This window comes from Microcoleus sp. PH2017_28_MFU_U_A, from assembly GCF_020738035.1.
GTDB lineage: Bacteria > Cyanobacteriota > Cyanobacteriia > Cyanobacteriales > Microcoleaceae > Microcoleus.
In genome coordinates this window covers 1-25,804 of sequence record NZ_JAEQCX010000046.1, presented here as the reverse complement: position 1 = coordinate 25,804, position 25,804 = coordinate 1, and the positions used below count along the sequence as shown (strand labels likewise).

Here is a 25,804-nt window from a genome sequence, read left to right as displayed (position 1 = left end):
CTAACATTATACCAAAAAAAAGCGGCTCTGCCATCGCAGAACCGCCGTAACAGAGGATGAAAAATCAAAACTTAACGGACTGCACCCTCAACAGAAGGCGATTCAATCGTCTTCATGAAGTACAGTTTCACCAACTGCCAACCGTTGGACAAATACAAAGGCAATTTTTGGAACAATTGCAAAACTTTGGGAGTTTTAGACTCAACAATCGCGGTTAATTGCTGATTGTTTTTGAGGCAAACATCCAACCGTTCATAAAATTCTGGATTGTTTACATCGAGCATGACGGGGAAAACGCGGCCTGCTGTTTCGTTGGTTTTTTTGATCACTTCAATGTCGTATTCGCGAGCATCGAGTCCGAGCGATCGATAAAAACCACCGCGCTGGATATCATTGAGATACATTGTCGCAAATACCGACAGCAAGAAGAAACGGCACCACAGCTTAGCGCGCCAATCATTCAACATCTGAGGCTGAGCTCTCATCACCGCATCGAAGAAATCTCCGTGGCGGTTTTCATCCTGACACCAATTTTCAAAGAATCGGAAAATCGGATAAATCTGATCTTCAGGATGCGCTTTCAAGTGCTGATAAATCGTGATGTAGCGCCAATAACCGATTTTTTCGGATAAGTAAGTGGCGTAGAAAATAAACTTCGGCTTGAAGAATGTGTAACTACGGCTCTTTGTCAAGAAACCCAAATCTAGGGACAAACCAAAGTCCGACAGCGCTTTATTCAGGAATCCGGCGTGCCGCGCTTCATCGCGGGACATGAGCAAGAAACCTTCGGCGAGTACCGGATTTTTGTCCTTGAGTTTGCGTGCCAATTCTTTGTATAGCAAGAATCCGGAAAACTCAGCGGTACAAGAGCGTTCGAGGAATTCAATAAACAACTTGCGCTTTTCGCCGTCGATGTGTTCCCAGGATTGATCGAACTCGGCATCCCGCACGAAGTGGGTTTTGTTGTAGTCAACGCGGAACTCTTTGATAATTGCTTCGAGTTCGGCTTCGTTTACCGAGATGTCCATTTTGGCCATCTCGTCAAAGTCTGTTGTGTAAAATCTCGGTGTGAGAATAGTTTCTTTGGCTGGGGTTTTCGCTTCTTGCTGCTCGGCAAAAGCGGGTTTTTTGAGGGAATCTACCATATGTTTATTGGATTTTTTGCTTATAATTGCTCGCTTGTTTGAGATTTCGGGTACTGCGGGCGATCGCCCTTGTATCTCCGACCAGCGCTGTGCGGCGCACTTTGGCGCTCTCTGTGGAATTCAGGTCAAAGCTGCTGAAATTTCCACGCCCTCCAGTTTACCAAGCTCTCGACCCGGAAAGATGTTGCTGGCGTTAAGAATTGCTACGCACAATTACTTATGGGCTTTGAAACAGAAGGGATTCGGGAACAAAATTCTGCCTGTTGTCAATTTATAGGATACAGCATAAATAAATTCCCGTGTCAAGCTTTTGAAACACCCGATCGCCAACCACAAAATATATATTGAGGGAGCGCAATAGTTAAATAACCAGGCAGGACGGGCATAAAATGAGCAATTTAGGTGTTAGTTACCTTTTATGGGCAGCTTGTTTTTTCGGCCCATTCGGACTCCACCGCCTCTACAACGGCAAGATTGGCACGGGTTTGCTGTGGCTGTGTACCTTTGGGTTATTTGGGTTCGGGCAATTGTTTGACTTGCTACTTCTGCCGCAGATGGTGGACGAGCACAATGCCACTATCAGGGGCAAACTCGGGGTATCTCCCCAAGGTATACCGCTATCTTCCACCAGTGGGGCGATCGCCTCGACATACCAAAAGCCAACCCCCGAACAGTTAGGGATTAAACTCCTGAAGGCAGCTTATACCAAAAATGCAAGATTATCTGTCACTCAAGGGGTGATGGCAACCGGCGCTACTTTTGCCGAAGTGGAAGAGGCTTTCACGGCAATGCTCAAAACGGGTTATGTCAGCATCGAGAACGACCCAGTTAGTGGCGTCGTGATGTACTATTTTCACGAGCTTTAAGGAATGAGAATTAAATAACTTACAATTTTAATGATTGTGGGATGGGCGTCCCGCCCGTCCCTTATAGACGGGCGGGACGCCCATCCCACTTTTAAGAGTCTAAGTTATTAAATTTTCGTTCCTAAGCTGGAGTGGGTGCGTCAGTTGGGGGATTTGGCGTGTTGTTGGAGAAGCTAATCGCTGACGCACCCTACTACTTGTCACAGAGAAATGTAGGGTGCGTCAGTTGGCGGATTTTATGTGTTGTTCGACAAGCTAGTCGCTGACGCACCCTACTACTGGATATTGCTTGTTGTGGTTTGTCGAGCCAGCGAGGCAAAATCGGCTAGAATGTTTGTTTGTCTATACAACCAGAAAGTATTTAGCGTCATGGCAGTCCCTAAGAAGAAAACCTCCAAATCCAAGAAGAATATGCGTAAAGCCACATGGAAGCGCAAAGCTGTAGTGGCAGCTCAGAAAGCTTTGTCTCTCGGCAAATCTGTTCTGACTGGGCGTTCCAACAGCTTCGTGTATCCCGGCAATGAAGAAGAGGAGGAAGAGTAAAGCGATTAAAAATTAAAAATTGGCATTTCTGATATTTTGCACCATTCTCGGTTAACAGGCTTTGCTGGCTGTTGGGCAACACATATATTTTCTTGTGGGTGGCCACTTCTGGCCGCCCTAAAGGAAACCTTGAGAATGGTGCCAGATATGAGTTAATCGTTCTTTGCCATCGGTAAAATGATCGTGGCATCGCCAAAAGAATAAAATCGGTACTGATTCTCGATCGCCTCTCGGTACAAATCCAACAGCCGAGGCCTTCCAATCATCGCGCTTACCATCATCATCAAAGTAGAGCGCGGCAAATGAAAATTGGTAATTATCCCGTCTACAACCCGCCACTTGTAACCGGGATAAATAAACAAATTTGTCTGGCCGCAAAAAGGCTGCAACGAAAAATCGTCGCTCGCCGCCGCAGCTCCCTCTAAAGCTCGCACTGCTGTCGTACCCACAGCAAAGATCCGCCCGCCTCGGGCTTGAGTTTCGCGGATTTTCTCGACGGTGGTGGCGGGTACTTCCACCCATTCGCCGTGCATTTTGTGAGTCGTCACGTCTGCAACCTCCACCGGGCGAAACGTTCCTACTCCCACATGGAGGGTGACAAAAGTTTTTTCGATTCCCCGCTCTTCCAAGCGGCTGAACAATTCTTCGGTGAAGTGCAACCCTGCTGTCGGAGCCGCCACCGCCCCAAGCTTTTCGGCATAAACAGTCTGGTACTGTTCCGGCGCAGCTTGGGAATTTTCGATGTAGGGGGGCAGAGGTACGTGGCCGTATTCATCCAAAAACTTCGTCAGAGTCGCATCTCTAGGGATGTCAAACTCTAACAGCCGTCCCCCAGTTTGCTCGTCCCTGTCTATAACTGTCGCAGTCAATCGACGATCGACTGCCACAGCCTGGGGAAGGCAACAGCAAGGCCCTTCCGCAGAGTCATCACAGGAGGCGGGCTCAAACTCAATTTTGGCTCCCAACTTTAAGCGTTTCCCCGGTTTCACCAAAGCCAGCCAGCAGTTGTGCTGGCGTTCTTCCATCAACAATATCTCCACAGCCGGGCCGTTAGGTTTGTGCCCGTAGAGCCTCGCTGGCAGAACACGGGTGTTGTTCAGTATCAGCAAGTCTCCGGGTTCGAGCAAATCCGGCAAATCGTGGAAAATCCGGTGTTGGTGGCTGCTGGCAGAATCTACCACCAGCAACCGAGAACTGTCCCTCGGCACTACCGGATTTTGGGCAATGCACGAGGGCGGAAGTTCGTAGTCATAAGCGTCCAAAGACCAGTCAATCTCTGTCATCGGGTGAATTCCTGTCAAAAATCTGTCAACTCGGTAACAAATTGGGTAAAAACCCCCATCCCAAGTCGGGTGCTTTTCCCCTTGTGGTGGCGGGTATAGCCCGCGACGATAGAGGTGTAGCATCAGCTTTGCTCGAAGGATAGTTATGGAATACCTCTACTACATCGCTAATACTAGCCTCACTCTGAGAGTCGTGGATTACCTACGCACGGCTAGTCATCTTCCTTTGCAATTTATCACTGTTATTCACCAAATTGACGGCTGGGTCGTGAAGGTGAAAATGAGCCAATATTTGACTCCAGAAATGCACGGGGATTTTCGGGCTTTTATGAACGAAGTCGGGATTCCTTACGATCCTGAAATTCGCTTGCAAATGGCACTGTGGAGCTTGGAAACGGGACAGTCGCCGCTGAGCGTGATGCGCCGCTACCAGGTGGCCGTGGTTTGTCACGGAAGCCCAGACCGCAAAGAAATTGAAGCGTTTCGCCAGCAGTTTGTCAAGGGTCTGGGATATTGCCCGGAAACTTTGGCCTAGACTGGGAAGCAGATAAATTGCCTGCGATCGCAGAGTCCGAGCGGGAGAAGGCAAGAGGGGCAGAGGAGTTAACGCTTTTTCCATGTCCGTTAAAGATGAAGAAACCAATGGGCCACAGTCAAGGCAAGTTAACAATTAAAAATTACCAAGCGGTATTACTTTTTAATTTTAGCCTGTAATTTTTAATTTGACATTTCTAATCACTAAAAGCCGATCGAATGTATTCTTGCAGGGTAAGCCGGTAGTTTCCGGCAAGGGCGGATTGAGAGTTCGCTGTCGTTGGTGGTAATATTTGCTTGGTCTTTTGCCGCGAAGGCTCGCACCTGACTAAGGCGACATCGAACCGACAAGAATTATTTGCTAAATCTGGACGAGTGCTTAAAAATATTTCGGCGGTTTGCCAAAGTTTGGCTTGTTTTGCTGCACTAACAGCCAAGATTCCCCCAGCATCCCAATTTCCACGACGGCGAGTTTTCACCTCTACAAAGGCTAATGTTGGGAATTGGCGATCGCGAATTCCTGGGTTTTTTTCGCCCTCTTCATCTCTTCCGAGGGCGATGATGTCAATCTCTCCCCAGCGACAGTGGTACTGACGGTGCAGGATTTCCCAACCTTGCTGCTGTAACCACTGGGCGACTAAGTTTTCTCCCAACGTGCCGAGATCCCGAGAGTTTGTCGGTTGGGGAGAGTTGGAGGCGGCGGGAACCACCGAAGAGGAGCGCTTTCTGGTAGAATTCAATTCTGAACTGTCATTGCTGCCCATTAGCTTTAACTTATGAATTCTGGAATTCGCCAACATCGCAAAAATATTTATAATTTCTTGCTGAGTTTTGTTATTTTAGCAGTAATTGCCGCTGGGGCGATCGCGATTAATCCCGCACCTGCTTTCGCCTTGGATCGCGACAAAGAAATCCTAGTTGGCGCTGATTTTAGCGGACAAGTTTTGACTAACGACAGTTTTAATAAAGCCAATCTTCGCAACAGCAATTTTACCAATGCAGATTTAGGAGGCGTAAGTCTGTTTGGCGCCAATATGGAAGAGGCAAATTTTGAAGGCGCTAATTTAAGGGGTGCGACTTTGGATTTGGCTCGCATGATGAAAGCTAATTTAACTAATGCTATCCTTGAGGGTGCTTTTGCTTACAATACCAGACTGGAAGGAGCTGTGATTGACGGTGCTGATTTTACTGAGACTCTCCTCCGAGACGATATGATCGAAAAGCTTTGTAAGGTTGCCAAAGGTACTAATCCGGTGACTGGTAGAGAGACTCGCGAAACTCTGTTTTGTGATTATTAAAAGATATAGCGGTTCTCAGAAAGATGAGGTATGTTGTTGGGCTTCAGCCCTCTTGGTTTCAGTGGTTATATAACCTGTCAGTCATACCTCACCTTTTTGAGAAAGGCTATAAGACGGCGGTTGAAACCGCCGTGTCTTCTAAAATCTTATTAGCCCCAAGGTACAGAGGTTAAATCGTAAAAATTAACTTGACGCAGCCGCTCTAATTCCTCTATCCATTCTTGTTCGGCGCACAGTTGTTGGTAATATTCTATAGCAGCATCGGTTTTTTTCCACATATCGAGGGCAATCCGGCGCCGCTTGATGCTGATGATTTGCTCGATACAGGCGATCGCCGATCGAATTACTAAAGGCGCGCGATACACATTTTTTTCCGAAAACTCGTTTAAATGAAATAAATGCGAGATTTGATTGAGTTGAGTCGGATATTCAATAAAGCTATCTTGTAATTTTAATATTAACTCAGAAGGCGCTGCTTGTAAATAGATGTTGTGCAGTATTTCTGCATTCAAAATTAGGTGCCACAAAAATCTGTGATGGGATAAGCTAAACTGCACGTCTCTAGCTTCTATGGCTTCTCTGACTTCTTGGCGGTATTCGGGACAGTGCAAGTAAATCTGCAATAATTGCGCTTCTGCTTCTTCTAACAGACTGCGGGCTGCTACTGAAAAGCCTGTTTTTGAACTTTTGCTGTCGCTGCTTGCACGCTGCTTTTTATATTGTTTGCTCGGCTTTAGTTTGTTTCTAATCAACAGTGGCATTGTCAATGCTTCGTCTTGATTCAGCCGCTTTTCCCAATCGCTGACTACTTGATTGAGCAAGTTTTCTGCTATCATTTTTGTGAGGCGAAAATCTCCTTTACTGAGGATTTCGGCACTTTTTTGCAGATAGTGTGATAACTGATTGTCGTCACTAATATTGGTTAATAATTTAATAATTTTTTTGGTGATTTGCTGGGAAGTATCCGCTTGCTTCAAATCTTGATTGACGAGCATTTGTTGGATTTGCCAATCGAGCCACAATGGGCAATTGTCTAGCAATTCTCGATATTGTTCTGGGGAGTAGGTTTTGAGGTATTCGTCGGCATCTTTGCCGTCGGGAATGTTGAGTACCCGCAGTTGTACTTCTCCTTGATAGGCGAGTTGTTCTATTTCTCCAATGGCTCGCTCTGCTGCTTTGGTTCCTGCTTTGTCGGCGTCGAAGTTGAGGATAATTTGTTTGGAGTCAGTATACCGCAATAACTGCCGCACTTGGTTTAAACTCAGGGCTGTGCCGAGTGATGCTACGGCGTTGGAGATGCCCGCTGCTTGAAGTGCGATCGCATCAAAGTACCCCTCTACGACGATCGCGCGATCGGCTTTGCTAATGGCTGTTTTGGCTGTATCTAAGCCATATAAAGTCTTGCCTTTGTCGAATAGTTCTGTTTCGGGAGAATTGAGATATTTCGGTTGTTCGTCGCCGAGAGCTCTGCCGCCGAAACCGATGACTCTACCTTGGGTATCGCGAATGGGAATCATGATGCGATTGCGGAAGCGATCGTAATAGCCACTTCCGCCTGATTTGCGCGGTACAATTAATCCTGCTTGCTCTACTAATTGCGCCGGATAGTTTTTTTGTTCTACTAAATAACTGTAAAGTGCTTCCCAACCTTGGGGTGCATAACCTAGTTGAAATTGTTGGATAGTTTCTTCGCTGAGCTTGCGTTCTGATTTGAGATATGCTAAGGGTTCTTCTCCTTGAGATTGCCGTAAAGCGTGTTCGTAAAATTTGGCGGTTAGTGCTGAGATTTCATAGAGTTGTTCCCGCAAAGAAATTTGGCGCTGCAATTCTTGTCGGTGTTCAGGTTCGACTGTTTTGATGGGGACTTGGTAATTTTTAGCTAATTCTAATACGACTTCGCTGAAGGAGCGTTTCTCCAATTCCATGAGAAATTTAAAGGCATTGCCACCTGCACCGCAGCCGAAACAATAGTACATTTGTTTAGCTTGGTTGACGGTGAAACTGGGAGACTTTTCGTCGTGGAATGGACACAAGCCGACGAATTCTTTGCCGCGTTTTTTTAAGATGACTCTACCGGAAATAACATCTACTATGTCGGCTCGTTGTTTGACTTCTTCGATTGTTTCTGGGTGCAGCCTAGGAACTTGCATAGGACTATGTTAGGTGAGTTAAAATTATGTTTGTTTTGATCGATCGCACAATTGGAGTTTTTCTGTACGTAGAAACCGGGTTTTTTACGAAAATACAGAGGTTTCCGCCCGGATATTCGGTTTAAAAACCCGGTTTCTTTAAGCTTGATGCGATCGTGAAGTGTTGGCAAAGCAAGATAAGCTGTTACTACTAATTTAAACTGTATTATTCGGGACGGGCTAGAAGCCCATCCCACTCATGGTTTGATTGTTTTTTGACATACAATTTAAATGCTGCAACAGCTTACTCGCTTTATTGTAAGATGTTGACACTAACTTTAAGGAGCATGGGCAATAATGCGAATTTTAATGATGGGCGGTACTAGGTTTATTGGGGTTTATCTTACTAAGATTTTAGCAGCACAAGGGCATGAAGTGGTGTTGTTTAACCGGGGCAATAAGCCTGTGCCGGTTGCGGGGGTGAAACAGATTTTGGGCGATCGCACAAATGTTGCACAATTGCAAGAACAGTTATCGGCGGTTGAGTTTGACGCGGTTTTTGACAACAACGGTCGGGAATTGAGCGATACAAAGCCTTTAGCTGAGATATTTAAGGGGCGGGTGCAGCACTTTGTTTATATGAGTTCTGCGGGGGTTTATTTGAAATCCGACCAAATGCCTCATATCGAAGGAGACGCTACGGATCCGAAAAGCCGACATTTGGGTAAGTGCGACACGGAAAATTATTTGGCAGAGTCCGGTTTGCCTTGGACTTCGATCCGCCCGACTTACATCTACGGCCCTCAAAATTATAACGATTTGGAGGCTTGGTTTTTCGATCGCATTGCGCGCGATCGCCCGATTCCGATTCCTGGTAACGGGATGCACTTCACGCAGTTGGGGCACTGTCAGGATTTGGCGATGGCGATGGCGGGGGTTTTGGGTAACGAAAGGGCGATCGGGCAAATTTACAACGTTTCGGGCGATCGATTTGTCACCTTTGATGGTTTAGCGCGCGCCTGCATTCAAGCCGCAGGCAAATCACCCGATGCTATTAAGATTGTACACTACGATCCGAAACAATTTGACTTTGGTAAAAAGAAAGCTTTCCCCATGAGATTGCAGCACTTTTTCGCCTCAGTTAATAAAGCTGTCACCGAACTTAACTGGAAACCGGAGTTTGACTTAGTTTCGGGATTGAAAGATTCATTTCAGAATGATTATGTAGTTTCGGGAAGGGACAAAGCTGAGATAGATTTTTCCGTTGACGATCAGATTTTGAAAGCCCTTTAAACTAAAATTAGACTGAGGTACCTGCGACTTCAGAAACCCGGTTTCTTCGTAGATTTATCCTGATTGTTGGCAAAAATCGTAGAAACCGGGTTTCTAGCCCATGCGTCTAAACCATGTTAAATCAAAGTAAAGTGCACAGCCTGCACTCTAACTATCTGAGGTGAAAAGAATAACATGAGATTCATCAATCCCAAAATTGACTTTGCCTTCAAGAGAATATTTGGCTCGAATCAAAATACAGATATTCTGATTAGTTTCTTAAATGCCCTGCTTTATGACGGGGAAGCCATCGTTGAAAGTTTAGAAATCATCGATCCTTCTTTAGTCCCTCCGATAGTCGGACTTAAAAACAGCTACTTAGATGTCAAAGCCAGACTAAACGACGGCACATTTGTAATTATCGAAATGCAAGTTTTGAACGTGCAGGCATTTAGCAAGCGAGTTTTGTACAATGCTGCCAAAACTTATGCACTGCAACTAACAATGGGAGAACTTTACCGACAATTGCGGCCCGTGATTGCTTTGACTATCACAGATTTTAAAATGTTTGATGATTCTCAAGATGTGATTTCGCATTTTATTTTCAAAGAAAGAACTCGCCTGTCTGATTATCCCGATAATCAGATGGAGTTAGTATTCGTAGAGTTGCCAAAATTCCAGAAAGAATTGGAGGAATTAAAAACAATCGCCGACAAGTGGATTTACTTTATTAAAACTACTGGAAGTTTGAATGAAGTACCTCAAGCAATGGCTACAGTTCCGCAAATTCAGAGAGCTTTTGAAATTGCGAATCAAGTTAGTTTGACACGAGAGGAATTTGATATGTTGCAAGAGCAAGAGTTTTTGATTCAAGATCAGGAGGGTTCTGTGGCTCTAAGCAGGGAAGAAGGCAGGGAAGAAGGCAAGAAACAAGGACAAATAGAGTTAACTATGCGTTTGCTGAATCGCCGTTTAGGTCAACTAAACCCGGATGTTCAAACCCAGATCGGCGAATTGTCGATCGACAAATTGGATGATTTAACAGAAGCCCTGTTAGATTTCTCCAACGCGGAAGATTTGACTGCTTGGTTGGAGGTTAATTCTCAATAAACTAACCACTCTTTTTTGAAGTAAAACTGTCAGAGCAAAGATGATTCGCTGACTATTTTACCACTTGTCGGCAGAATCATCTTGTAAGTTTACAGACTTTCTGCTGTAAAGCCGATCGCAAATTAGTTAAACTGAATCAGATACAAAACCTCTCCCCAAACCCCTGTTTTACTCCGAAAGGGGAGAAAAACTCGGAAATATCAGGTAAATTTCATGCTTGGAATCACACTCGGCACTCGCTACAGCATTATCCGTCACTTGGGAGGCGGCGGATTTGCTCAAACTTATTTAGCTGAAGATAAGCAGCTACCAGGTAATCACCTGTGCGTCGTCAAGCAGCTTAAACCTCAAGCAACCGATCCCGAAACTTTACAGATAGCAAGACGTTTGTTTGATACGGAAGCACAAGTTTTGTATAAGTTGGGAAATCACGATCGCATTCCGCAACTTTTTGCTTACTTTGAAGAAAATCAAGAGTTTTATCTCGTTCAAGAATTTATCGAAGGCCACGATTTAAGTCAAGAAATTACACCCCCCCAAACCCCCCCTTACCAAGGGGGGGCTGGAGTTGCCTCCCCCCCTTACCAAGGGGGGGCTGGAGTTGGCTCCCCCCCTTACCAAGGGGGGGCTGGGGGGGGTTCTCCTGGAAATTCGGGCGGAATGAAAGAAGATGAAGTGATTGGAATTTTGCAGGAACTTCTAGAAATTTTAGATTTTGTACACCAGCAAAATGTGATTCACCGCGATGTCAATCCGCGCAATATCCTGCGCCGAGATCGAGATGGTAAGTTAGTGTTAATTGACTTCGGCGCAGTCAAGGAAATTACTACTCAAATTACTAATTCTCAGCCCAAGAATAGCTTGAGTGTGAGCATCGGAACTCCCGGTTATATGCCCAGCGAACAAGCTCACGGTAATCCGAAACTCAGCAGCGATATTTATGCAGCAGGTGCGATCGCAATTCAGTTTCTCACGGGCATCAATCCCCACCAAATGCCAAAAAATCCTGATACAGAGGAAATTATTTGGCAAGATAAAGTATCGGTTAGTCCTGAATTTGCCAAGATTTTAGATCGGATGGTAAAGTACGATTTTCGGCAGCGTTATTCGAGTGCTGGCGAAACTCTGCAAGCTATTAAAGAGTTGCAAAATTCTTTCAGCGGTACTGTTCCGATATTACCTCCGGTTGTTGCTGCAAAAAAGCTGCCTAAACCGCGCCAAAAACTATATTTTAAAATTGGGGCAATCGCCGGTTTTATTGGTATCACTATTATAGCATCAATTTATGGTGTCAATACTTTTAATTCTGCCAATGCAACTGACTTGCACAATCGAGGGATTACTCTTTACAATTTAAGCCGATTTGAAGAAGCTCTAGCAGCTTACGATCGAGCCATAACTCTCCGCCCGGATTATGCGGAAGTTTGGCAGGAAAAAGCTAAAACTTTATATGAGTTGAAAAAATACAAGGAATCACAGTCAGCTTACGATAAGGCAATAGAATTAAAGCCGGAATATTTGGAAGCTTGGACGGGACGCGGTTATGCTTTGGATAAGTTAGAACAGTCAAAGGAGGCGATCGCATCTTTTGACAACGCTTTGAAAATCCAACCAGACTATCCCGCAGCGTGGGAAGGTAGAGGCGATGCTTTGTTAGACTCGCAGCGGTATGAAGAGGCGATCGCATCCTACGAAAAAGCCGTACATTTTCAGCCAAATTTGTACCTTGCGTGGTACAATCGCGGCCAAGCTCACCAAAATTTAAAACAGTACGATCGCGCTGTAGAATCCTATCAAAAAGCAGTTGAAATTAAATTCGACAATTCTGATGCTTGGTACAATTTAGGCAATGTTTTCCTAGAATTGAACAAAAACCAAGAAGCTTTTGAAGCTTATGAAAAAGCCGTGCGGTTTCAGCCTAATTTTTATCAAGCTTGGTATAGTAAAGGCATAGCTTTGCTGAAAATGCGCCGACATGAAGAAGCGGTAGAAGCTTACGAAAAAGCTGTTAAATTAAAACCGGATTATCATCAAGCATGGTATAATTTAGGTTGGTCTTACCACGAATTACGCAAGTACGAATCAGCTATTGAGTGTTACAGTAAAGCCTTGGATTTAAATCCGAAAGAATCTCAAGGCTGGTACAATAGAGGTAATGCTCAGTACAATTTAAAGCGGTACGAAGATGCGATCGCCTCTTACAACGAAGCTGTCTATGTCAAACCGGACTATTCGGAAGCCTGGTACAGCCGCGGTAACGCCCTTGTAGCGGTGAAAAGATTCGGAGATGCGATCGCCTCTTACGACAAAGCAATTCGCTACAAGCCGGATTATGGAGCGGCTGTGGAGGCAAAAAAACGGGCCGAAAGTCAGTTAGGAAACAATCCGCAACAGCTTCAACGACAATAACAGGACTTATATCATATTAGGAATCTGCCAACCCCATGATGTAGTATTAATTTATCTCTCTTTCTTTGCAAATATTTCATGCGACGAGATTCAATCTTCTACAAAATGTTCGGGCAAGCGCCAACTTTACTGTTCGATCTACTGGCTACAACTCCAGCAAATGCTGCCAATTATCGCTTTGACTCGGTTGCAGTCAAAGAACCTAAATTTGAAATTGATGGCGTATTTTTGCCACCAGAATCTGAAGGTGCAGGCATCGTCTATTTTTGTGAAGTTCAGTTTCAAAAAGATGAACAACTTTACGAAAGGTTGTTTGGCGAATCATTTTTATATTTTTACCGCAATCGCAGTCGTTATAGCGATTGGCAAGCTGTGGTGATTTATCCATCTCGTAGCATTGAACAAAGCGATGTTTATCCTTATCGAGCTCTGCTCAACAGCAATCAAGTGCATCGGGTGTGCTTAGATGAGTTGGGGGATATTCGGGCCTTGCCTTTGGGAATTGCGCTGATGGTGTTGACGACTGTCGAAGAGGCTCAAGCACCAGCAGAAGCAAGATATTTGCTGAGCCGAATGGAGCAAGAAGTTGCCCCAGAAGCCAGCCGTGACATAATAGAACTATTGACGACTATTATGTCATACAAATTTACACAGTTAAGTCGAGCGGAGGTGGAATCGATGTTGGGAATTACACTACAGGAAACGAGGTTCTATCAAGAAGCTAAAGCGGAAGGATTGCAGCAAGGATTGCAGCAAGGATTACAGCAAGGACGACAAGCAGAAGCCTGTGCGCTGATTGTCCGACAATTGACTCGTCGGTTACAGCAGGAAATGTCTGAGGAAATGCGATCGCGCCTTGCTAATCTTCCCTTGCCGATACTCGAAGATTTGAGTGAGGCGCTGTTGGATTTTGCTACTGGGGCGGATTTGCAGGCTTGGCTGGAGGCGCAGCAGTCGGAAATATAAGAATTTTGCGAACTTGTCCGTGCGATCGCAACATTTGAATCGAGATCCACATCCAACTCAAGCAGGTATCGAAGGCATCTTGCAAAATTTTAAATACGACGATCGCTCATTTCTATTTAACGGGCGATCGTCACTTTTGTCAAGCTATATATTGTGCTGGCGTAAGTCCTGTTTTACCTAACAGCAGGACTAATTACCGTAACACGGCGGCTGTCTACCAACATCGGCCAAAAACCGCGATCGCTCAATGCTTTTACCGCCGCAGTAGCAGCGTTTTGATCCGTTGTATAAGCAACGAATAAAAAGGGACGTTGGCCGTAGGAAGCTAAGCCTACTTGCGTACCCAATGCTTGCTTGACTTGGCCGGCTAATTCCGGTTGATTGAAGTAATCTACTAACACGGCGTAACCGGGGCCGAGGGCTTGGGGATTGAACCCACTATTCCCAGTCTGGGGATTGGCGATTGGTTCTGAACCTGCTGCTGGCTGGGGGTTGTAGACAGGCAGGTTTTGGGGAAGTGCTGCTGCGGGCGATCGAACTACGTAAGCCTGCAATCCGACAACATCTTTGATGTATTTAACCCAATCGATCGCAATTTGCGAGTTACGAAACCCACCAACCCTCGTCACAGTATCGTTAATGTACCGACAAACTGTATTGTCATTATTTCCGGGAAAAGAGCGTTTTGCTTTTTCTTGCTGTTCCGGTGTTCGGGTGACAATTAACAGTAGATATTCGTCGGACTTCGGTGGTTCGCAGCTTGACTGAGCTTTAGCAGAACTCGCCAAAATTGTCAATGTCAAAATTGCGATCCAAGTAGCAGAAAATAGGGGAATAGACACAATAAAATTGTACAATTCTTCCCTAAATTTTCCTAACTTCGCTGTGGATTTTTGTGCTTGTTTATTCATGCTGTCTGTAGGGATGCGAGGGCATCGGGAATAGTTGCTGACGGTGCTTGAAATTCACCTGTCAGTACATATTCTAATCGCAGTTTTAACCAAGTAATGAACACTGGATCTGTGGAAACAATAGCTGCTGCTGGTTGAGGGCATTTTGCTTTAATGGCTGCCATTGCGGGTGCTTCTAGGAAAGCGGGTTGTTTGACCAACCAGAAGTCTATTTGTTTTTCTTGTTCATGGTAGTTGCGAGTTCTTTCTTTAAACACTTCATCAAGGGCTTCTTCTTCTAGCAAAAAGCGTTGGCTGGCTAAAACGTAGTAGTAGGTTTGCATTTTTGTCGGTTGTTAGGGGTTGGTAGTTGGTGGTGAATGTCGCCTGTATCTGTGAGTTTTGTCGATTAAGGGTGAATGTGCCGAGTTGTGGCAGTTCGAGAACCTTAGACTATTGTGCCGTTTACTTTACCCTATTTGTTGTCATTTTGGGTAGGTGCAGCGCCAGTTATGTCTGAAAAATGATTGGTTTGAGGGGAGTTGGGGGAGTTGGGGATTATTTTTCTGAGGGTTGATTTTTGTGGAAAATTTAGGTGACAATAGTAAATTAGATAGAGTTGTACGTTGAAGAATTACAAATTATTAAGGCAATCTTGGGCTGTCATACCGGATGAGGAGTGGTTTGCATATGGACAGTATTGCGATCGGTATTGCTTGGTGTGTCGCGTGGGGCGATCGACGGAAACCTCAATTTGATCTAAGCGTGTTGCAGGAAATGCGACGGGCGTTGACTTCTGGGGAGGAAGTGCCGGTCCAGGTGAGGGAAATTGTCGATCGAGTCAGGGCACTAGAGAAACTTGAGTTTCCTCAAACTCTCGAAAAACTAACCGAGCTGACAGAGACACATTCGGTATTGTGGGAATCTAAAATTGGTTTAGTTTACGGCGGCGCAACCAAAATCAAGCAATATGTATTTGAAGCGGCAAAACTACCGGATATTCGTGGCGCGTCAGCTTTACTAGACAGAATTAATTTAGTCGATATTCCTGCTTTCTTTGGCGAACCCCAAAAATCTGTTTCAGTTTCCCAATGGCTAAAGGAAAACTTTCCCACTTTAGAAGCAGCTTTAGTTAAAGAATTACTTGTTTATTACAAAGGCGGCAATATCCTCGCTTTTTGTCCGGCTGCATTTGTGGACGATCTAGCTAATGCCATTGAAAAACGCTATACTTACGAGACTTTGACGGCGAATTCCTGTGCTGTTGGAGAGAAATTTAAGCTGTTAGAAATTCGCTTAGGATTGTTGCCAGATAATATTCAAGATACTTTCTGGTTAGAAAAATACCGTCAGGCAAATTCTGAATCCGATCGCGTTAAAAGAGAATTGGTCAAAGCTTGTTTTGGTTATCCCAAAAATGATTCTGAAGAAGTTGATTTTTTTCAGAATCGGAAAAGTTTTAACGAATTAACTACTAGGTTGGCGATTTTATTCAATCAGCGCCGGAGTGGAAATGATTTTCCTAATCGCCCCAGTCGTCGTTATCCGCCAATGTTTGAAACGCATCCTTATTTAAGGAGAGATGAGAGCGATCGACGATCGGCTATCGCCAGAATTAGCGATCTTCCGGGCAATCCATCACTATCTGAATCATTAGTTCGCAAGCGGATTGTAGGTCAAATAGCTAAACGAGAGGTATTTCAGGAAAATTTACCGACTTGGTTTACAAATCTAGGTCTTGATTGGCAGCCGACTGGCATTAGAATTAAAAGTTGGGTAGCAGAATTTGAGGATTACTTAAATAAGCCAGAAAATAGTCAACTAGCTAGCGACTATTATACCATCGATCCTCAGCCTGAAGAAGCCAGATCTCTCAGAGAAATTGGCAATGCTTCTCAAGGTTTTGTCGCCTATATTTATGCAGATGGCAATAATATGGGCGGCTACATTCAGCAAATTCAAACTCCACAAGAGTACAAGAAATTCAGTGAAGATATTTTCCAAGCAACTGAACAATCTGTTTATAAAGCATTAGCAGAGCATCTCAGACCTCATCTACTGAACAATTTAACCGATCCAGATAACGAAGACCGCAACGATCGCTGGATTCATCCTTTTGAGATTTTGGCGATCGGCGGCGATGATGTGATGTTGATTGTGCCAGCCGATCGAGCTTTGGCGATCGCTAAAACCATCGGCGAAGAATTTGAAAATATATTGCTACAAACAGGTGGTTATAGACTAGATAATAGCCGTCCTAGTTACGCAGCACACCGCTATTCACCAGAAAAAGCAACTCCTTCTCATTGCAAGTTAAGTATGTCAGCAGGAGTCTTAATTACAGCAGAGGATACCCCAATTTATTACGCTCAGAAGCTGACAAATCAGCTCCTCAAATCAGCTAAAAAATCTGGCAAAACATTGAAAGATGCTGGATATTTGGGAGGAACCATAGATTTTTTAGTAATGAAATCTGTCACCATGATTGCATCGAGTATTGAAGATTTTCGTAAAGAAGGTTTAACGATGAATCGAGGAGCCAAACTGAAGCTATATGCTGCACCTTATACCTTACATGAAATAGGTGGATTAATTCAATCTGTCAAAGCTTTGCAAAAAGCTGAATTTCCCAAATCGCAACTCTATCAAATTCGCAGTTTTCTAGAACGAGGAAAACAAACGACAATCCTCAATTACCGCTATTTCCGAACCAGACTGAAACAAGGCAAGGCAGAATTAAGAGCAGAATTTGAGGATGCTTGGTGCAAACCAAAAGACAAAGAAAATAAGGGAAATTTAGCTCCTTGGATGTTCGATTTAAAAGAGGGAGTTTATGAAACCATCTGGCGAGAACTTGTGGATATTTACGATTTCATTGAAGAAGATTCCGAACCAATTTCCGAAGAATTAGCAAATATGGAGGTAGACTCATGATTGTTCTCAATGAACTTTCAAATTTAGTTGAAACTTATACACTTACAGCAGTAATTGATACGGCTTTGTGCGTAGGTGCCGGCGGTTCCTCCGGTTCCCTAGCAGATAAGCCGATCGTCCGCAATTCAGAAGACAACTTGTTAATTCCCGGTTCTCAAATCAAAGGCCGCCTCCGTCACGAATGCGAGAAAATTGCGAGAGGTTTGGGGTGGGAAATTTGCGAATCTCCGAATGCCGGTAAAATGGTTGTCCGCAGAGAGAATGCACCGAATAAATTTAAGCGCAACGAATACGAAGTATTAGGATATAATGATACTTATCACTGTTTAATTAGTCAAATTTTCGGCGATCCAGTTTTGCCGTCGCGCATAATTATTGACGACTTAATTTGCACAGAAGACCCGGAAAATTTAGCTGAATTTATACGTCCGGGAGTCACAATTAATCGCCGCCGTCGCACCGCTGAAGAAAACAAACTTTACTTTTTAGAGACTTCTCCGCCGAATGTTTCACTGAAGTTTAAAGGTCAAATTCATCTGTTACCAAATTGTCCCAGTTATGCGAAACCTCTGATGTTGGCTGGTTTCAAGCACATTCACGCATTAGGTGGAAGTAAATCGGCAGGTTTGGGATGGCTGAGTTGGGAAACTTTACCGAATTTTGAAGTTACTGATGCAGATTGGGATTGTCTAGCGAAGGGAGGGGAAAATGCAGCGAATTGAACTGGAAATTAAGGTTTTGTCTCCTTTGGCGATCGCGCGCCAGAAACCGGGAGGTTCGATTAGCGAAGCTGTAGACTATATCCCCGGTACGGTGATTCGGGGTGCTGTGGCTGCTCAGATTTTGGATCTATCAAATGGGCGATCGACTGATTTGACCAAAAATGGCGGCGATTTTCAAGCTTTATTCTTGAGTGAACATCCCGCAATTTTTCAAAATGCTTATCCAGCACTGATATTTGATGGCGATCTAGTCTCTAAAGATACATTTGAAGAATATGGAGTTTTACCTGCAACAGCACTCAGTTCTAAAAATAAGCCTGGTTTCAAAGAGGAAGAGGACGATCCAGAAAGAAATGGCGTTTTTGACACTTTAATCGATCGCTTTTGTGCTGAAGGTTATGGACATCCCTACGATCCAAATTGCCCAAAAGATGGAGGGAGAGTCGATTCTGCTGGAATTACTTTTTATGGTAAATTCGACGATATGTATCACAGTCTTAAGGTCAACAAACGCCTACTAACGCGAGTTGGGATTAATCGTCGCAGGGCTACATCGGAGGAAGAAATACTTTACAGCCTGGAAGTTTTGAATGAATCTCAGGAAACCAAACAAAATCCTGTTTACTATCTAGGTGCGATTTTAGTGGAAGACGATTTAGCAGAATCTCTGCGAAATTTCATTCAGGATCGCCATCAAAATTTTCGGTTGGGCGGTTCGACTTCCAGAGGATTGGGGAAAGTTGAAATTCAGACAAAAAATCCTGTTGATGCTAAGATAGATGTGAGCGATCGCATCGATGAATTCAATCAAAGGCTAAAAGAGCGTTGGGACAAATGGGTAGTTTTTGGCAGTCCTATTAAAGAGTCACCAACAAAGCTAACTTACTTCACCCTGGACTTGCAATCTGATGCTATACTGACTGAAAACTGGCGACGTACAACTGTAATATCTGAAAAGATGTTGCACCAGTTTGCAGGGGTTGAAGCTCAAGATAAATCTTTGCGTTTGGAGGCGGCTTACAGCAGTTATGATTTTCTGTCTGGTTGGAATGCGGGCTGGGGGTTGATGAAAGATGTAGAGCTGATTACCACGAAAGGAGCGGTTTATTTGTTCAGTACAACTCAACCAGAGCTTTGGATTCAGAGATTGGGAGAGTTGGAAATGAGGGGATTGGGCGATCGAACTTCTGAAGGCTTCGGTCAAATTCAAATTTGCAACGATTTTCACCTTATATTTAGAGACAAGCCAGTATGAGTATAAGCACAGAGCAAAAAATAGAGTTAGAAGTACAAAGATCTATTCGCCAAGTAGAAGACGATCTAGTCATTTGGATTCAGGATGCTTTAGATACTTGTCAATATGGCAAGTCGGGAAAAGAAGAACTAGAGGAATCACAGTTCCGCAACTTAGTCCGCGTTGCTGACACAACTGATAGTGCAGAAGTTATTAAAAACTTTGTGCGATATCAAGTAGGAAGAGATAGAAAATGGGGAAGGGGGGAAGAATCTTTAGCGACAAGGCTGATTCAAGATATTGATGGTAACATTAAAAATAGTGCTGGAATAATTGCAGAATGTTCTCAAACTGACTTTAAACCTATTTGGCTGGAACTAATTCGCCGTTATTTAGGTTATGGCTCTCGACATCTCAAGTATTTGAAAGATGGACAAAATCTCTAACTATCTATAACAGTCTTCCATAAATTAATAGGAGATTTTGAAATGATTAAGACAGTTATATGCTCCGTGGGTATCAGCGCTGCCAGAAAAATTTCAGGAGTTAAACCGCGGGAGCTAACTAATTGGGTTAGACAGCAACAAAGTATGGAATGTGCTGCTGAAACAATATTTTCTACTTTCCGTGATATCCGTCCAGAAGGAGAAAGCTTGAAGAACGACTTATCCGCGGAAATTCATTCTCTTGTTCGGATTGGGATTACCAATCAAGATAGAATAATTTTGCTTGCTTCAAGTACGGACGACGGATATTGCTGCGCTCTTGCGGTTGAGAAATATCTAAAACATCATTGGGAGGGTATATATGCCAAAGCAGAATCAGTTCCGGGGCTTCAAGTTATAGATCCCGATCTTTTCCGAACAACAGGAGTAGTTGAATTTGTACAGCGCATTATTAAAGAAGTTAATAGCTATGAGGCAAGTAATATTATTCTGAATCCGACTGGAGGATATAAAGCACTGGTTCCTTACACAGTTTTACTGGGGATGTTGAAAGGAGTTAAGTGTGATTATATTTTTGAACAGTCAACTACAGTTATAGAATTACCTCCACTTCCTGTAGAATTTAAGCGATCGCAATTTGAAGCTTATAAAGATTTACTAGAAAAGATTGAGCGTGAGACAGCAATTACTCAAGCAGAATGGGAAAATAATGTCCCTTATTCTGAAAGAGAAGCGTTTAAGCCACTAATTGAGTTTTCCGAGGAAGGAGTAACTATTTCTGGTGTAGGTTTCTTGTTTCTTGAGGAAATGCGTAAACCTTCAGTTTTAGTCCCCTTTCTTTCTCAAAAAGCTATTAGAGATTGTTTTGATAATCTGGCACAACTAAGACAGTGTGATCCATTTGCTTTTTTGTTGAAGGCTGCTAGTTCCAAAGATGGTTTTCAACAATATGAACATATTAACGTTGGGAATGGGTTGCGCTGGCTCAAGCCTGGTAGAACAACCGATCGCTATTTAGTATCTGTGGAAGATTGGCGTATGCTGGTGTGGAGAGCAATCCGCGAAGATCAGGAGGGTCCAAAATATGCAAGTAAGGTTACAGTCGATCCTACAACTGAACGGCGATCGTATGCTCCTTTCATGCGTATGGAATTTGTGAAATAATTGATGTGTTCAGTTGGTTAAGTCTGAATTAACTTAATTACGTAGGTAAGTTTATGTTTGATACATTCAAAAATCGACTGGAAATCACAGGAACACTTACAACAGTAACGGCATTACGCATTAGTGCCGGACGTTCCACTGAGCCCATCGGCTCCGATTTACCAGTAATCAAAGATGCTTTGGGTAGACCTTTAATTCCCGGTTCAAGCTTTAAAGGTGCTCTGCGATCGCGCTTAGAGAGCTTCCTTCGAGGTATTGACCCAAATTTAGCAGAAGATCCGGCTAACTACACAACTTCAACTAGAAACAATCAAGTCAAAGCTTTCAAAGAAAAGTACAAAAATAATGACTTAAATTTAACACAAGAACTCATCGGTATAACCGACGATATTGGTAGTTTATTTGGCACTCCTTGGATGGCTAGTAAATTCCAAGTTCGCGACTTAACCGTACAACCCGATGCGTGGTTTGGACAATATCAAGAACGAGATGGTGTAGCCATTGACAGAGACACAGAAACCGCCGCAGATGGCAAACTTTACGACTACCAAGTTGTCCCCGCCGCAACACCGTTTGATTTTAAAGCAGTAGTTGAAAATGCTCACGATTGGGAATTGGGTTTATTGATGATTGGTTTGCACCAATTTGAGACAGAACAAATACCTCTCGGAGGCGGACGATCGCGCGGCTTAGGTGTGGTTAAACTAGAAATTGACAAAATGCGCTGGATTGATGTCGAAGACCATCCCGAATTTTTGTTAGAATACTTACAAAAGTTAGTCATGGGAGATGAAACGGCTTATGAAGATGCGGCCGATTATAAAGATGAGTGGGTACAAAAGCTGATCGATCGACTGACTCCTAAACAAACCAAATCATCTGAAACTATAACTCAGACACAGTGAGGTAAATATGGCGTTCAGCAATTATCAAGAACTCGGCGAAGTTCTTCAAAATTTTCAGATTTACTACACAGAAGTCAATTTTATAGGCGAAACTGAGTTTGATATTCCTAGCTGCTTTCTAAAAGATTTGGAAATTGTCATTCAGGATGGATTACCTGATGATTCAGAATTTACAATTTGTGAGAACTTAATTTATCCAGTTGTCAAAGAAGTTTGGAAACATTATCGTACTAAGTTTGTTTTGTGGAGTCATAAATATCTCACGGATTGTGAAAACCCTGACAGGTTTCCTGAATATATTTTGGCTAAACGCTCTCATTTGGGAAAAGTCGTTTTTGATAAACCTTATTTGGTATTAGTCGATGCTAAGCAAGATAGATTTCATGAAGGGTGGGTTCAATGTCTTCTTGAAATGATTGTTGCACAGCAGACTGGCGATCGAACAAATAACGCTATCTTTGGAATTGTTTCCCACGGTAGACTTTGGGAATTTGGCAAACTTGAAGGGGATAAATTTATATGCAATAGAAAATCCTATACAATTCAGGAAATCGATCTACTCTTTGCTGCCGTTAACTATGTTTTTCAGCAATGCGAAATTCAGCTAAATGAGTTAGTAGCTGCTTAATTCTAAATCATCTCTCGACCTACTAAACTATGCACAAACGATTTGTCAATCATTGTACCATTGACTTAACTCTCATTCCTGACGGGCCGATTCTGATAAAATCCGGTAAAGAAGGAGCCGATCCGACTAAACCGGATATGGAATTTGTCGAGACTTACCACGCAGGAGGCAAGTCAATTTATCTACCGGGAAGCAGTTTAAAAGGTGCTATTCGCGCTCATGCTGAGAGAATTGTCAGAACCATAGGAACAGATAGTAATCCTAATAATCCAGACATTCTCTGGGCTAACGATCCATTGAATGACAATTACGATTACTTACAGAAGAAATCATCCAGCGATATTTACAAGTTATCTTCATTTACCAATCGCATTTTCGGCAACACTTCAATTGCTAGCAGACTTAGAATAGAAGATGCTCACCCAATTGATAAGAAACAGCTTAAAATTCAAGAACGAAATGGAGTCGCGATCGATCGCGTTTTCGGTTCCGTAGCAGTCGGCCCCTTTAACTATCAAGTCTGCACCGCTGGAGAATTTCGCACCAAAATACATCTCAAAAACTTTTCGTTAGCACAATTAGGCTTAATTGGCTTAGTTTTGCGAGACTTAAATGATGGCTGGTTTGGGATTGGTTTTGCTAAATCTCGCGGTTTGGGCACAGTCATAGTTAAATATAACTCGGCTGTGGTTCAGTATCCCGGTTGTATATTAGATAAAGATAATCGCCAAATTAAACAAATAGTAAAATCCGGTCGATGGGGACACGCTTTCTTGCTGGGTGCAGGAGAGTTTTTAGAGGCTGATGAAGCCGGAAATTACGGCTTTTCTCAACCCGATCGCGAACAAACTCCAATTGCTGCTGAACCAATGGATTTAGGTTTTGGAGTGCAGCTAAAATGGCAAGGTGATGGTGAGACTGGTGTACCCAATTTATTTAAATGTGCAGTTTCTGCTTGGAGTAAGCTTTTAACAGGTGCTGTAGCATGAATACAGGTTTTGTATATGTTCGATCGCGTTTATCACCGGATGAAGCCAAAAAGTTGCTAGAAGAGTTAGCAACTGAGGAAAGTTACTATTTTGTGCGATCGCCCCACGCAGTCAGTGGCATTTGCAGGAAATTGCCCGATGAGTTGTCTCTCGGCTTTGAAGGGCAGATGTTTAATAGCGATCGCGAATTGCGCTGGAAAAAGCAGGGAAGTACATATGAAGCGTTAATCCTGAGTAGGGTTCCAGCCGATTTAGAGGGATTTGAGGCGATCGGCGAAAATTGGGAATGCTGCGATCGCGCTGCTTACTTTCACAGCCTTGACGAACCCAAATTTCCTAAAACTTTTATCTATAAAGGAGAAAATGACGAAAAAATTGACTCTAAGAATATTACCATAGGTCAGCGATACTTTAAAGACCAAAGAACTGCCACCGTTCATTTTATCGCCCTCACCGTCAGGAGTAAAAAATGACTAATAATCCCGTACCTAAACTCCGAGGTTCTACACCGCCACCAATCCGCCCAGTTTCTAATAACTATGCTGGCGAAATGGGAGTAGATAAACCTTATAAATTAATTAGTTTTCCCAATGAACACCCGCCGAAAAAAGCTCCTGCCGGACATCACAAATATTTGGTCGATCGCCTGCACGGAACTTTGTTTATCACTTTGAAAGTTCAGACTACTTTGCACGTCTCTACAGGCGTAGTTGTCATGGGTAGCGACATAGGCAGCCGCGTCCCTTTAATCAAAACAATGGTTCAAAATATTGACCAAAAACTATCAATTCAAGGTAGTTCTCTCAAAGGCTGCATCCGATCGGCATACGAAGCCATTACTAATAGCACTTTAGCAGTAATTACATCAAGATACAAAGATAAAATTCCGTCCGATCGCCTGCCTTGTAAAAATAAACAAGAACTCTGTCCGGCAAGTCAAGTATTCGGTGCTTTAGATTGGCAAGGGCTAATTGAATTCAGCGATGCTAAATGCGAAAAAACAGGTTTTGCTACTGGATTTATGCCATCTTTATATCGTCCCCGTCCTGACCAAAGAAGAGCATATTTTAACCAAAGAGGTAATGTAGCTGGACGCAAGTTTTATTATCACACAATTAGAGCGATCGACAAAGGTCAAAATCAAGGCATTACTGTTCAGCAAGCTGCTAAAGAGTATACTTTTAAAACACAGATACAATTCAAAAATTTAACGCCAGCAGAGTTGGGAACGCTTTTGATTGTGCTGGGCCAAGATCCAAAATATGCGATCGCACTTAAGGTAGGTGGCGGAAAGCCGATCGGCATGGGAACGATGACTGTGGAGGTAACAGCAGCAAAGGTGTTGCAGAATCAGGGAGATTTGCGCGATCGCTATTCCTCCTACAATCCTCCAGAATCTGAGAGCATAACGGGCACAAAATTGCAACAGTTCATGCAGAAAAATATTCAAGCTGCTCATTCTAGCTTAGTGCAAGCAACTCAACTGCAACAACTAGCTGAAGTGTTAAAATATCCGACCGATCGCGAACCTCCAACAGGAATGTATTAAAGATGTCTACACCTGAATTAATGACAGAATCTTTGACTGAAAGAGAATGGGAAATTGCCCATGCGATCGCTCAAACTCTAGTCAAAGATCAGACAGATGTGAATGAGTTCGGAAAGGCGATCGCCTATCTTCGCAATGCAGTTAATCTAAATCAAACTAATGCTAATTCCAGGTTTTTTAAGTATCTTAAAACCCTTGTCGGTAACGGTAGACAAATCGGACATAGTGGCAAAACCACAGATTATTATCGCAGTATAGACAAAGCTTGTAGCGATTGTCTCAAAGGATTTCAAGGGGATGCTAGCACTTTGCTGCAAATTTTAGGTTGGGCATATCGTTTGATGCGTTACTACAAAGAAGCCGGACCGATCGGAGAAGTTGTGGCCCCTGTTTTAGAGTCAGTGAGACAAGTTGAAATTGCTAAGGCGATCGGCAGTCATCAGTTTGTAGTTAGTCAAATTGTCGAAGCCAAAGTTACTGCTGTCAAAGGGAACAAGGTGACATATGAAATTTTGGGAACTATCAGGCTAACTGAAAAAGAACCGAAAAAAGCACAATCTCTTTCTGAAGGACAAGTGGTGAAAGTTGAAATTTTAGATATTAAGGAGGATGGGAGTCCCAAGAAAGTGAAGTGTGCTGGCTAGAAACAATATTTGCCGATACCGAGAGTGTTCTGAGTGTAATATAGTGTAAGAGGCCTCCACAAAAAGAATGATCCAATAGCTATGTGGGTTTAGCGAAAATTTCCACAAACCATTTGTGAAGATTGGGCAGACGATTTATCTGGG

26 protein-coding genes are annotated in these 25,804 nt (G+C 43.4%); 20 read left to right on the top strand and 6 right to left on the bottom strand.

The annotated features are described in order from the left end of the window. Window positions 1-71: 71 nt before the first annotated feature. Window positions 72-1,145, bottom strand: coding sequence for a magnesium-protoporphyrin IX monomethyl ester (oxidative) cyclase (acsF, locus tag JGK14_RS11340; RefSeq protein ID WP_293174820.1), 1,074 nt, complete (start codon window positions 1,143-1,145; stop codon window positions 72-74). 7 nt (window positions 1,146-1,152) lie between these two features. Between acsF and JGK14_RS11335 the strand changes: the two genes are divergently transcribed. From JGK14_RS11335 to rpmF, 3 genes are all read left to right on the top strand, one after another. After that, complete coding sequence (locus tag JGK14_RS11335; protein ID WP_293200746.1) at window positions 1,153-1,422, top strand: hypothetical protein; 270 nt, start codon at window positions 1,153-1,155, stop codon at window positions 1,420-1,422. 112 nt (window positions 1,423-1,534) lie between these two features. Next, window positions 1,535-2,011 carry a TM2 domain-containing protein gene (locus tag JGK14_RS11330; RefSeq protein WP_293174814.1) on the top strand — a complete coding sequence of 159 codons (477 nt, stop codon included), beginning with the start codon at window positions 1,535-1,537 and terminating at the stop codon, window positions 2,009-2,011. A gap of 369 nt (window positions 2,012-2,380) precedes the next feature. Then, the gene (gene rpmF / locus JGK14_RS11325) at window positions 2,381-2,554 is read left to right on the top strand and encodes a 50S ribosomal protein L32 (RefSeq protein ID WP_006632406.1); all 174 of its coding nucleotides are present in this window, start codon (window positions 2,381-2,383) and stop codon (window positions 2,552-2,554) included. A gap of 152 nt (window positions 2,555-2,706) precedes the next feature. On the opposite strand, the gene queA is transcribed toward rpmF, so the two are convergent. Continuing rightward, a complete protein-coding gene (gene queA / locus JGK14_RS11320) occupies window positions 2,707-3,837 on the bottom strand; it encodes a tRNA preQ1(34) S-adenosylmethionine ribosyltransferase-isomerase QueA (protein WP_325315077.1) in 1,131 nt (376 codons plus the stop codon). Window positions 3,838-3,982: 145 nt separating this feature from the next. On the opposite strand from queA, the gene JGK14_RS11315 reads away from it, so the two are divergent. Beyond that, window positions 3,983-4,372, top strand: a complete 390-nt coding sequence (locus tag JGK14_RS11315; RefSeq protein ID WP_293154581.1) for a hypothetical protein — start codon at window positions 3,983-3,985, stop codon at window positions 4,370-4,372. A gap of 196 nt (window positions 4,373-4,568) precedes the next feature. Here the strand turns inward: JGK14_RS11315 and JGK14_RS11310 are convergent, their stop codons facing one another. Continuing rightward, complete coding sequence (locus JGK14_RS11310) at window positions 4,569-5,135, bottom strand: YraN family protein (RefSeq protein ID WP_293225544.1); 567 nt, start codon at window positions 5,133-5,135, stop codon at window positions 4,569-4,571. 12 nt (window positions 5,136-5,147) lie between these two features. Here JGK14_RS11310 and JGK14_RS11305 point away from each other — a divergent pair, with 12 nt between their 5' ends. Further along, window positions 5,148-5,669: a pentapeptide repeat-containing protein gene (locus JGK14_RS11305; RefSeq protein ID WP_293189655.1), complete on the top strand. Its 522-nt coding sequence runs from the start codon at window positions 5,148-5,150 to the stop codon at window positions 5,667-5,669. 149 nt (window positions 5,670-5,818) lie between these two features. Here the strand turns inward: JGK14_RS11305 and dnaG are convergent, their stop codons facing one another. Then, the gene (gene dnaG, locus JGK14_RS11300) at window positions 5,819-7,819 is read right to left on the bottom strand and encodes a DNA primase (RefSeq protein ID WP_293174805.1); all 2,001 of its coding nucleotides are present in this window, start codon (window positions 7,817-7,819) and stop codon (window positions 5,819-5,821) included. 336 nt (window positions 7,820-8,155) lie between these two features. On the opposite strand from dnaG, the gene JGK14_RS11295 reads away from it, so the two are divergent. From JGK14_RS11295 to JGK14_RS11280, 4 genes are all read left to right on the top strand, one after another. Further along, on the top strand, window positions 8,156-9,091 hold the full coding sequence (locus JGK14_RS11295) for an NAD-dependent epimerase/dehydratase family protein (RefSeq protein WP_293189659.1): 936 nt from the start codon (window positions 8,156-8,158) through the stop codon (window positions 9,089-9,091). A 174-nt stretch (window positions 9,092-9,265) separates the two neighbouring features. Next, a complete protein-coding gene (locus tag JGK14_RS11290) occupies window positions 9,266-10,180 on the top strand; it encodes an Rpn family recombination-promoting nuclease/putative transposase (protein ID WP_293189661.1) in 915 nt (304 codons plus the stop codon). 213 nt (window positions 10,181-10,393) lie between these two features. Further along, on the top strand, window positions 10,394-12,589 hold the full coding sequence (locus JGK14_RS11285; RefSeq protein ID WP_293324741.1) for a tetratricopeptide repeat protein: 2,196 nt from the start codon (window positions 10,394-10,396) through the stop codon (window positions 12,587-12,589). 78 nt (window positions 12,590-12,667) lie between these two features. Beyond that, the gene (locus JGK14_RS11280; protein ID WP_293206124.1) at window positions 12,668-13,555 is read left to right on the top strand and encodes an Rpn family recombination-promoting nuclease/putative transposase; all 888 of its coding nucleotides are present in this window, start codon (window positions 12,668-12,670) and stop codon (window positions 13,553-13,555) included. A 173-nt stretch (window positions 13,556-13,728) separates the two neighbouring features. Here JGK14_RS11280 and JGK14_RS11275 read toward each other — a convergent pair whose 3' ends face one another. Further along, window positions 13,729-14,466 carry a hypothetical protein gene (locus JGK14_RS11275; protein WP_293232242.1) on the bottom strand — a complete coding sequence of 246 codons (738 nt, stop codon included), beginning with the start codon at window positions 14,464-14,466 and terminating at the stop codon, window positions 13,729-13,731. After that, the gene (locus JGK14_RS11270) at window positions 14,463-14,789 is read right to left on the bottom strand and encodes an MgPME-cyclase complex family protein (RefSeq protein WP_293174790.1); all 327 of its coding nucleotides are present in this window, start codon (window positions 14,787-14,789) and stop codon (window positions 14,463-14,465) included. The genes JGK14_RS11275 and JGK14_RS11270 overlap by 4 nt, the downstream gene beginning before the upstream one ends. A gap of 346 nt (window positions 14,790-15,135) precedes the next feature. Between JGK14_RS11270 and cas10 the strand changes: the two genes are divergently transcribed. The 11 genes from cas10 to JGK14_RS11215 are packed head-to-tail and all read left to right on the top strand — an operon-like array spanning window position 15,136 to window position 25,660. Continuing rightward, window positions 15,136-17,379, top strand: a complete 2,244-nt coding sequence (gene cas10, locus JGK14_RS11265) for a type III-B CRISPR-associated protein Cas10/Cmr2 (RefSeq protein WP_293312497.1) — start codon at window positions 15,136-15,138, stop codon at window positions 17,377-17,379. After that, entirely contained in the window at window positions 17,376-18,101 is a 726-nt protein-coding gene (locus JGK14_RS11260) for an RAMP superfamily CRISPR-associated protein (RefSeq protein WP_293206131.1), read from the top strand. The genes cas10 and JGK14_RS11260 overlap by 4 nt, the downstream gene beginning before the upstream one ends. Continuing rightward, window positions 18,088-19,356 (top strand): type III-D CRISPR-associated RAMP protein Csx10, encoded by a 1,269-nt coding sequence (csx10, locus tag JGK14_RS11255; protein ID WP_293174781.1) that lies wholly within the window; start codon window positions 18,088-18,090, stop codon window positions 19,354-19,356. The genes JGK14_RS11260 and csx10 overlap by 14 nt, the downstream gene beginning before the upstream one ends. Next, window positions 19,353-19,781 carry a hypothetical protein gene (locus tag JGK14_RS11250; RefSeq protein WP_293174778.1) on the top strand — a complete coding sequence of 143 codons (429 nt, stop codon included), beginning with the start codon at window positions 19,353-19,355 and terminating at the stop codon, window positions 19,779-19,781. The genes csx10 and JGK14_RS11250 overlap by 4 nt, the downstream gene beginning before the upstream one ends. 42 nt (window positions 19,782-19,823) lie before the next feature. Next, entirely contained in the window at window positions 19,824-20,945 is a 1,122-nt protein-coding gene (locus JGK14_RS11245; RefSeq protein WP_293174775.1) for a putative CRISPR-associated protein, read from the top strand. A gap of 53 nt (window positions 20,946-20,998) precedes the next feature. Next, window positions 20,999-21,850, top strand: a complete 852-nt coding sequence (gene csx7 / locus JGK14_RS11240; protein ID WP_293174772.1) for a type III CRISPR-associated RAMP protein Csx7 — start codon at window positions 20,999-21,001, stop codon at window positions 21,848-21,850. Window positions 21,851-21,857: 7 nt separating this feature from the next. Next, complete coding sequence (locus JGK14_RS11235) at window positions 21,858-22,478, top strand: hypothetical protein (RefSeq protein ID WP_293174769.1); 621 nt, start codon at window positions 21,858-21,860, stop codon at window positions 22,476-22,478. Window positions 22,479-22,507: 29 nt separating this feature from the next. Next, window positions 22,508-23,467, top strand: a complete 960-nt coding sequence (locus tag JGK14_RS11230; RefSeq protein ID WP_325315064.1) for an RAMP superfamily CRISPR-associated protein — start codon at window positions 22,508-22,510, stop codon at window positions 23,465-23,467. Beyond that, entirely contained in the window at window positions 23,464-23,940 is a 477-nt protein-coding gene (locus tag JGK14_RS11225; protein WP_293174764.1) for a hypothetical protein, read from the top strand. Before JGK14_RS11230 ends, JGK14_RS11225 begins: the two co-directional genes overlap by 4 nt. Next, complete coding sequence (locus tag JGK14_RS11220) at window positions 23,937-25,016, top strand: RAMP superfamily CRISPR-associated protein (RefSeq protein ID WP_293206136.1); 1,080 nt, start codon at window positions 23,937-23,939, stop codon at window positions 25,014-25,016. Before JGK14_RS11225 ends, JGK14_RS11220 begins: the two co-directional genes overlap by 4 nt. A 2-nt stretch (window positions 25,017-25,018) precedes the next feature. Further along, window positions 25,019-25,660, top strand: coding sequence for a hypothetical protein (locus tag JGK14_RS11215; RefSeq protein ID WP_293206139.1), 642 nt, complete (start codon window positions 25,019-25,021; stop codon window positions 25,658-25,660). The last annotated feature ends 144 nt before the right edge of the window (window positions 25,661-25,804 follow it).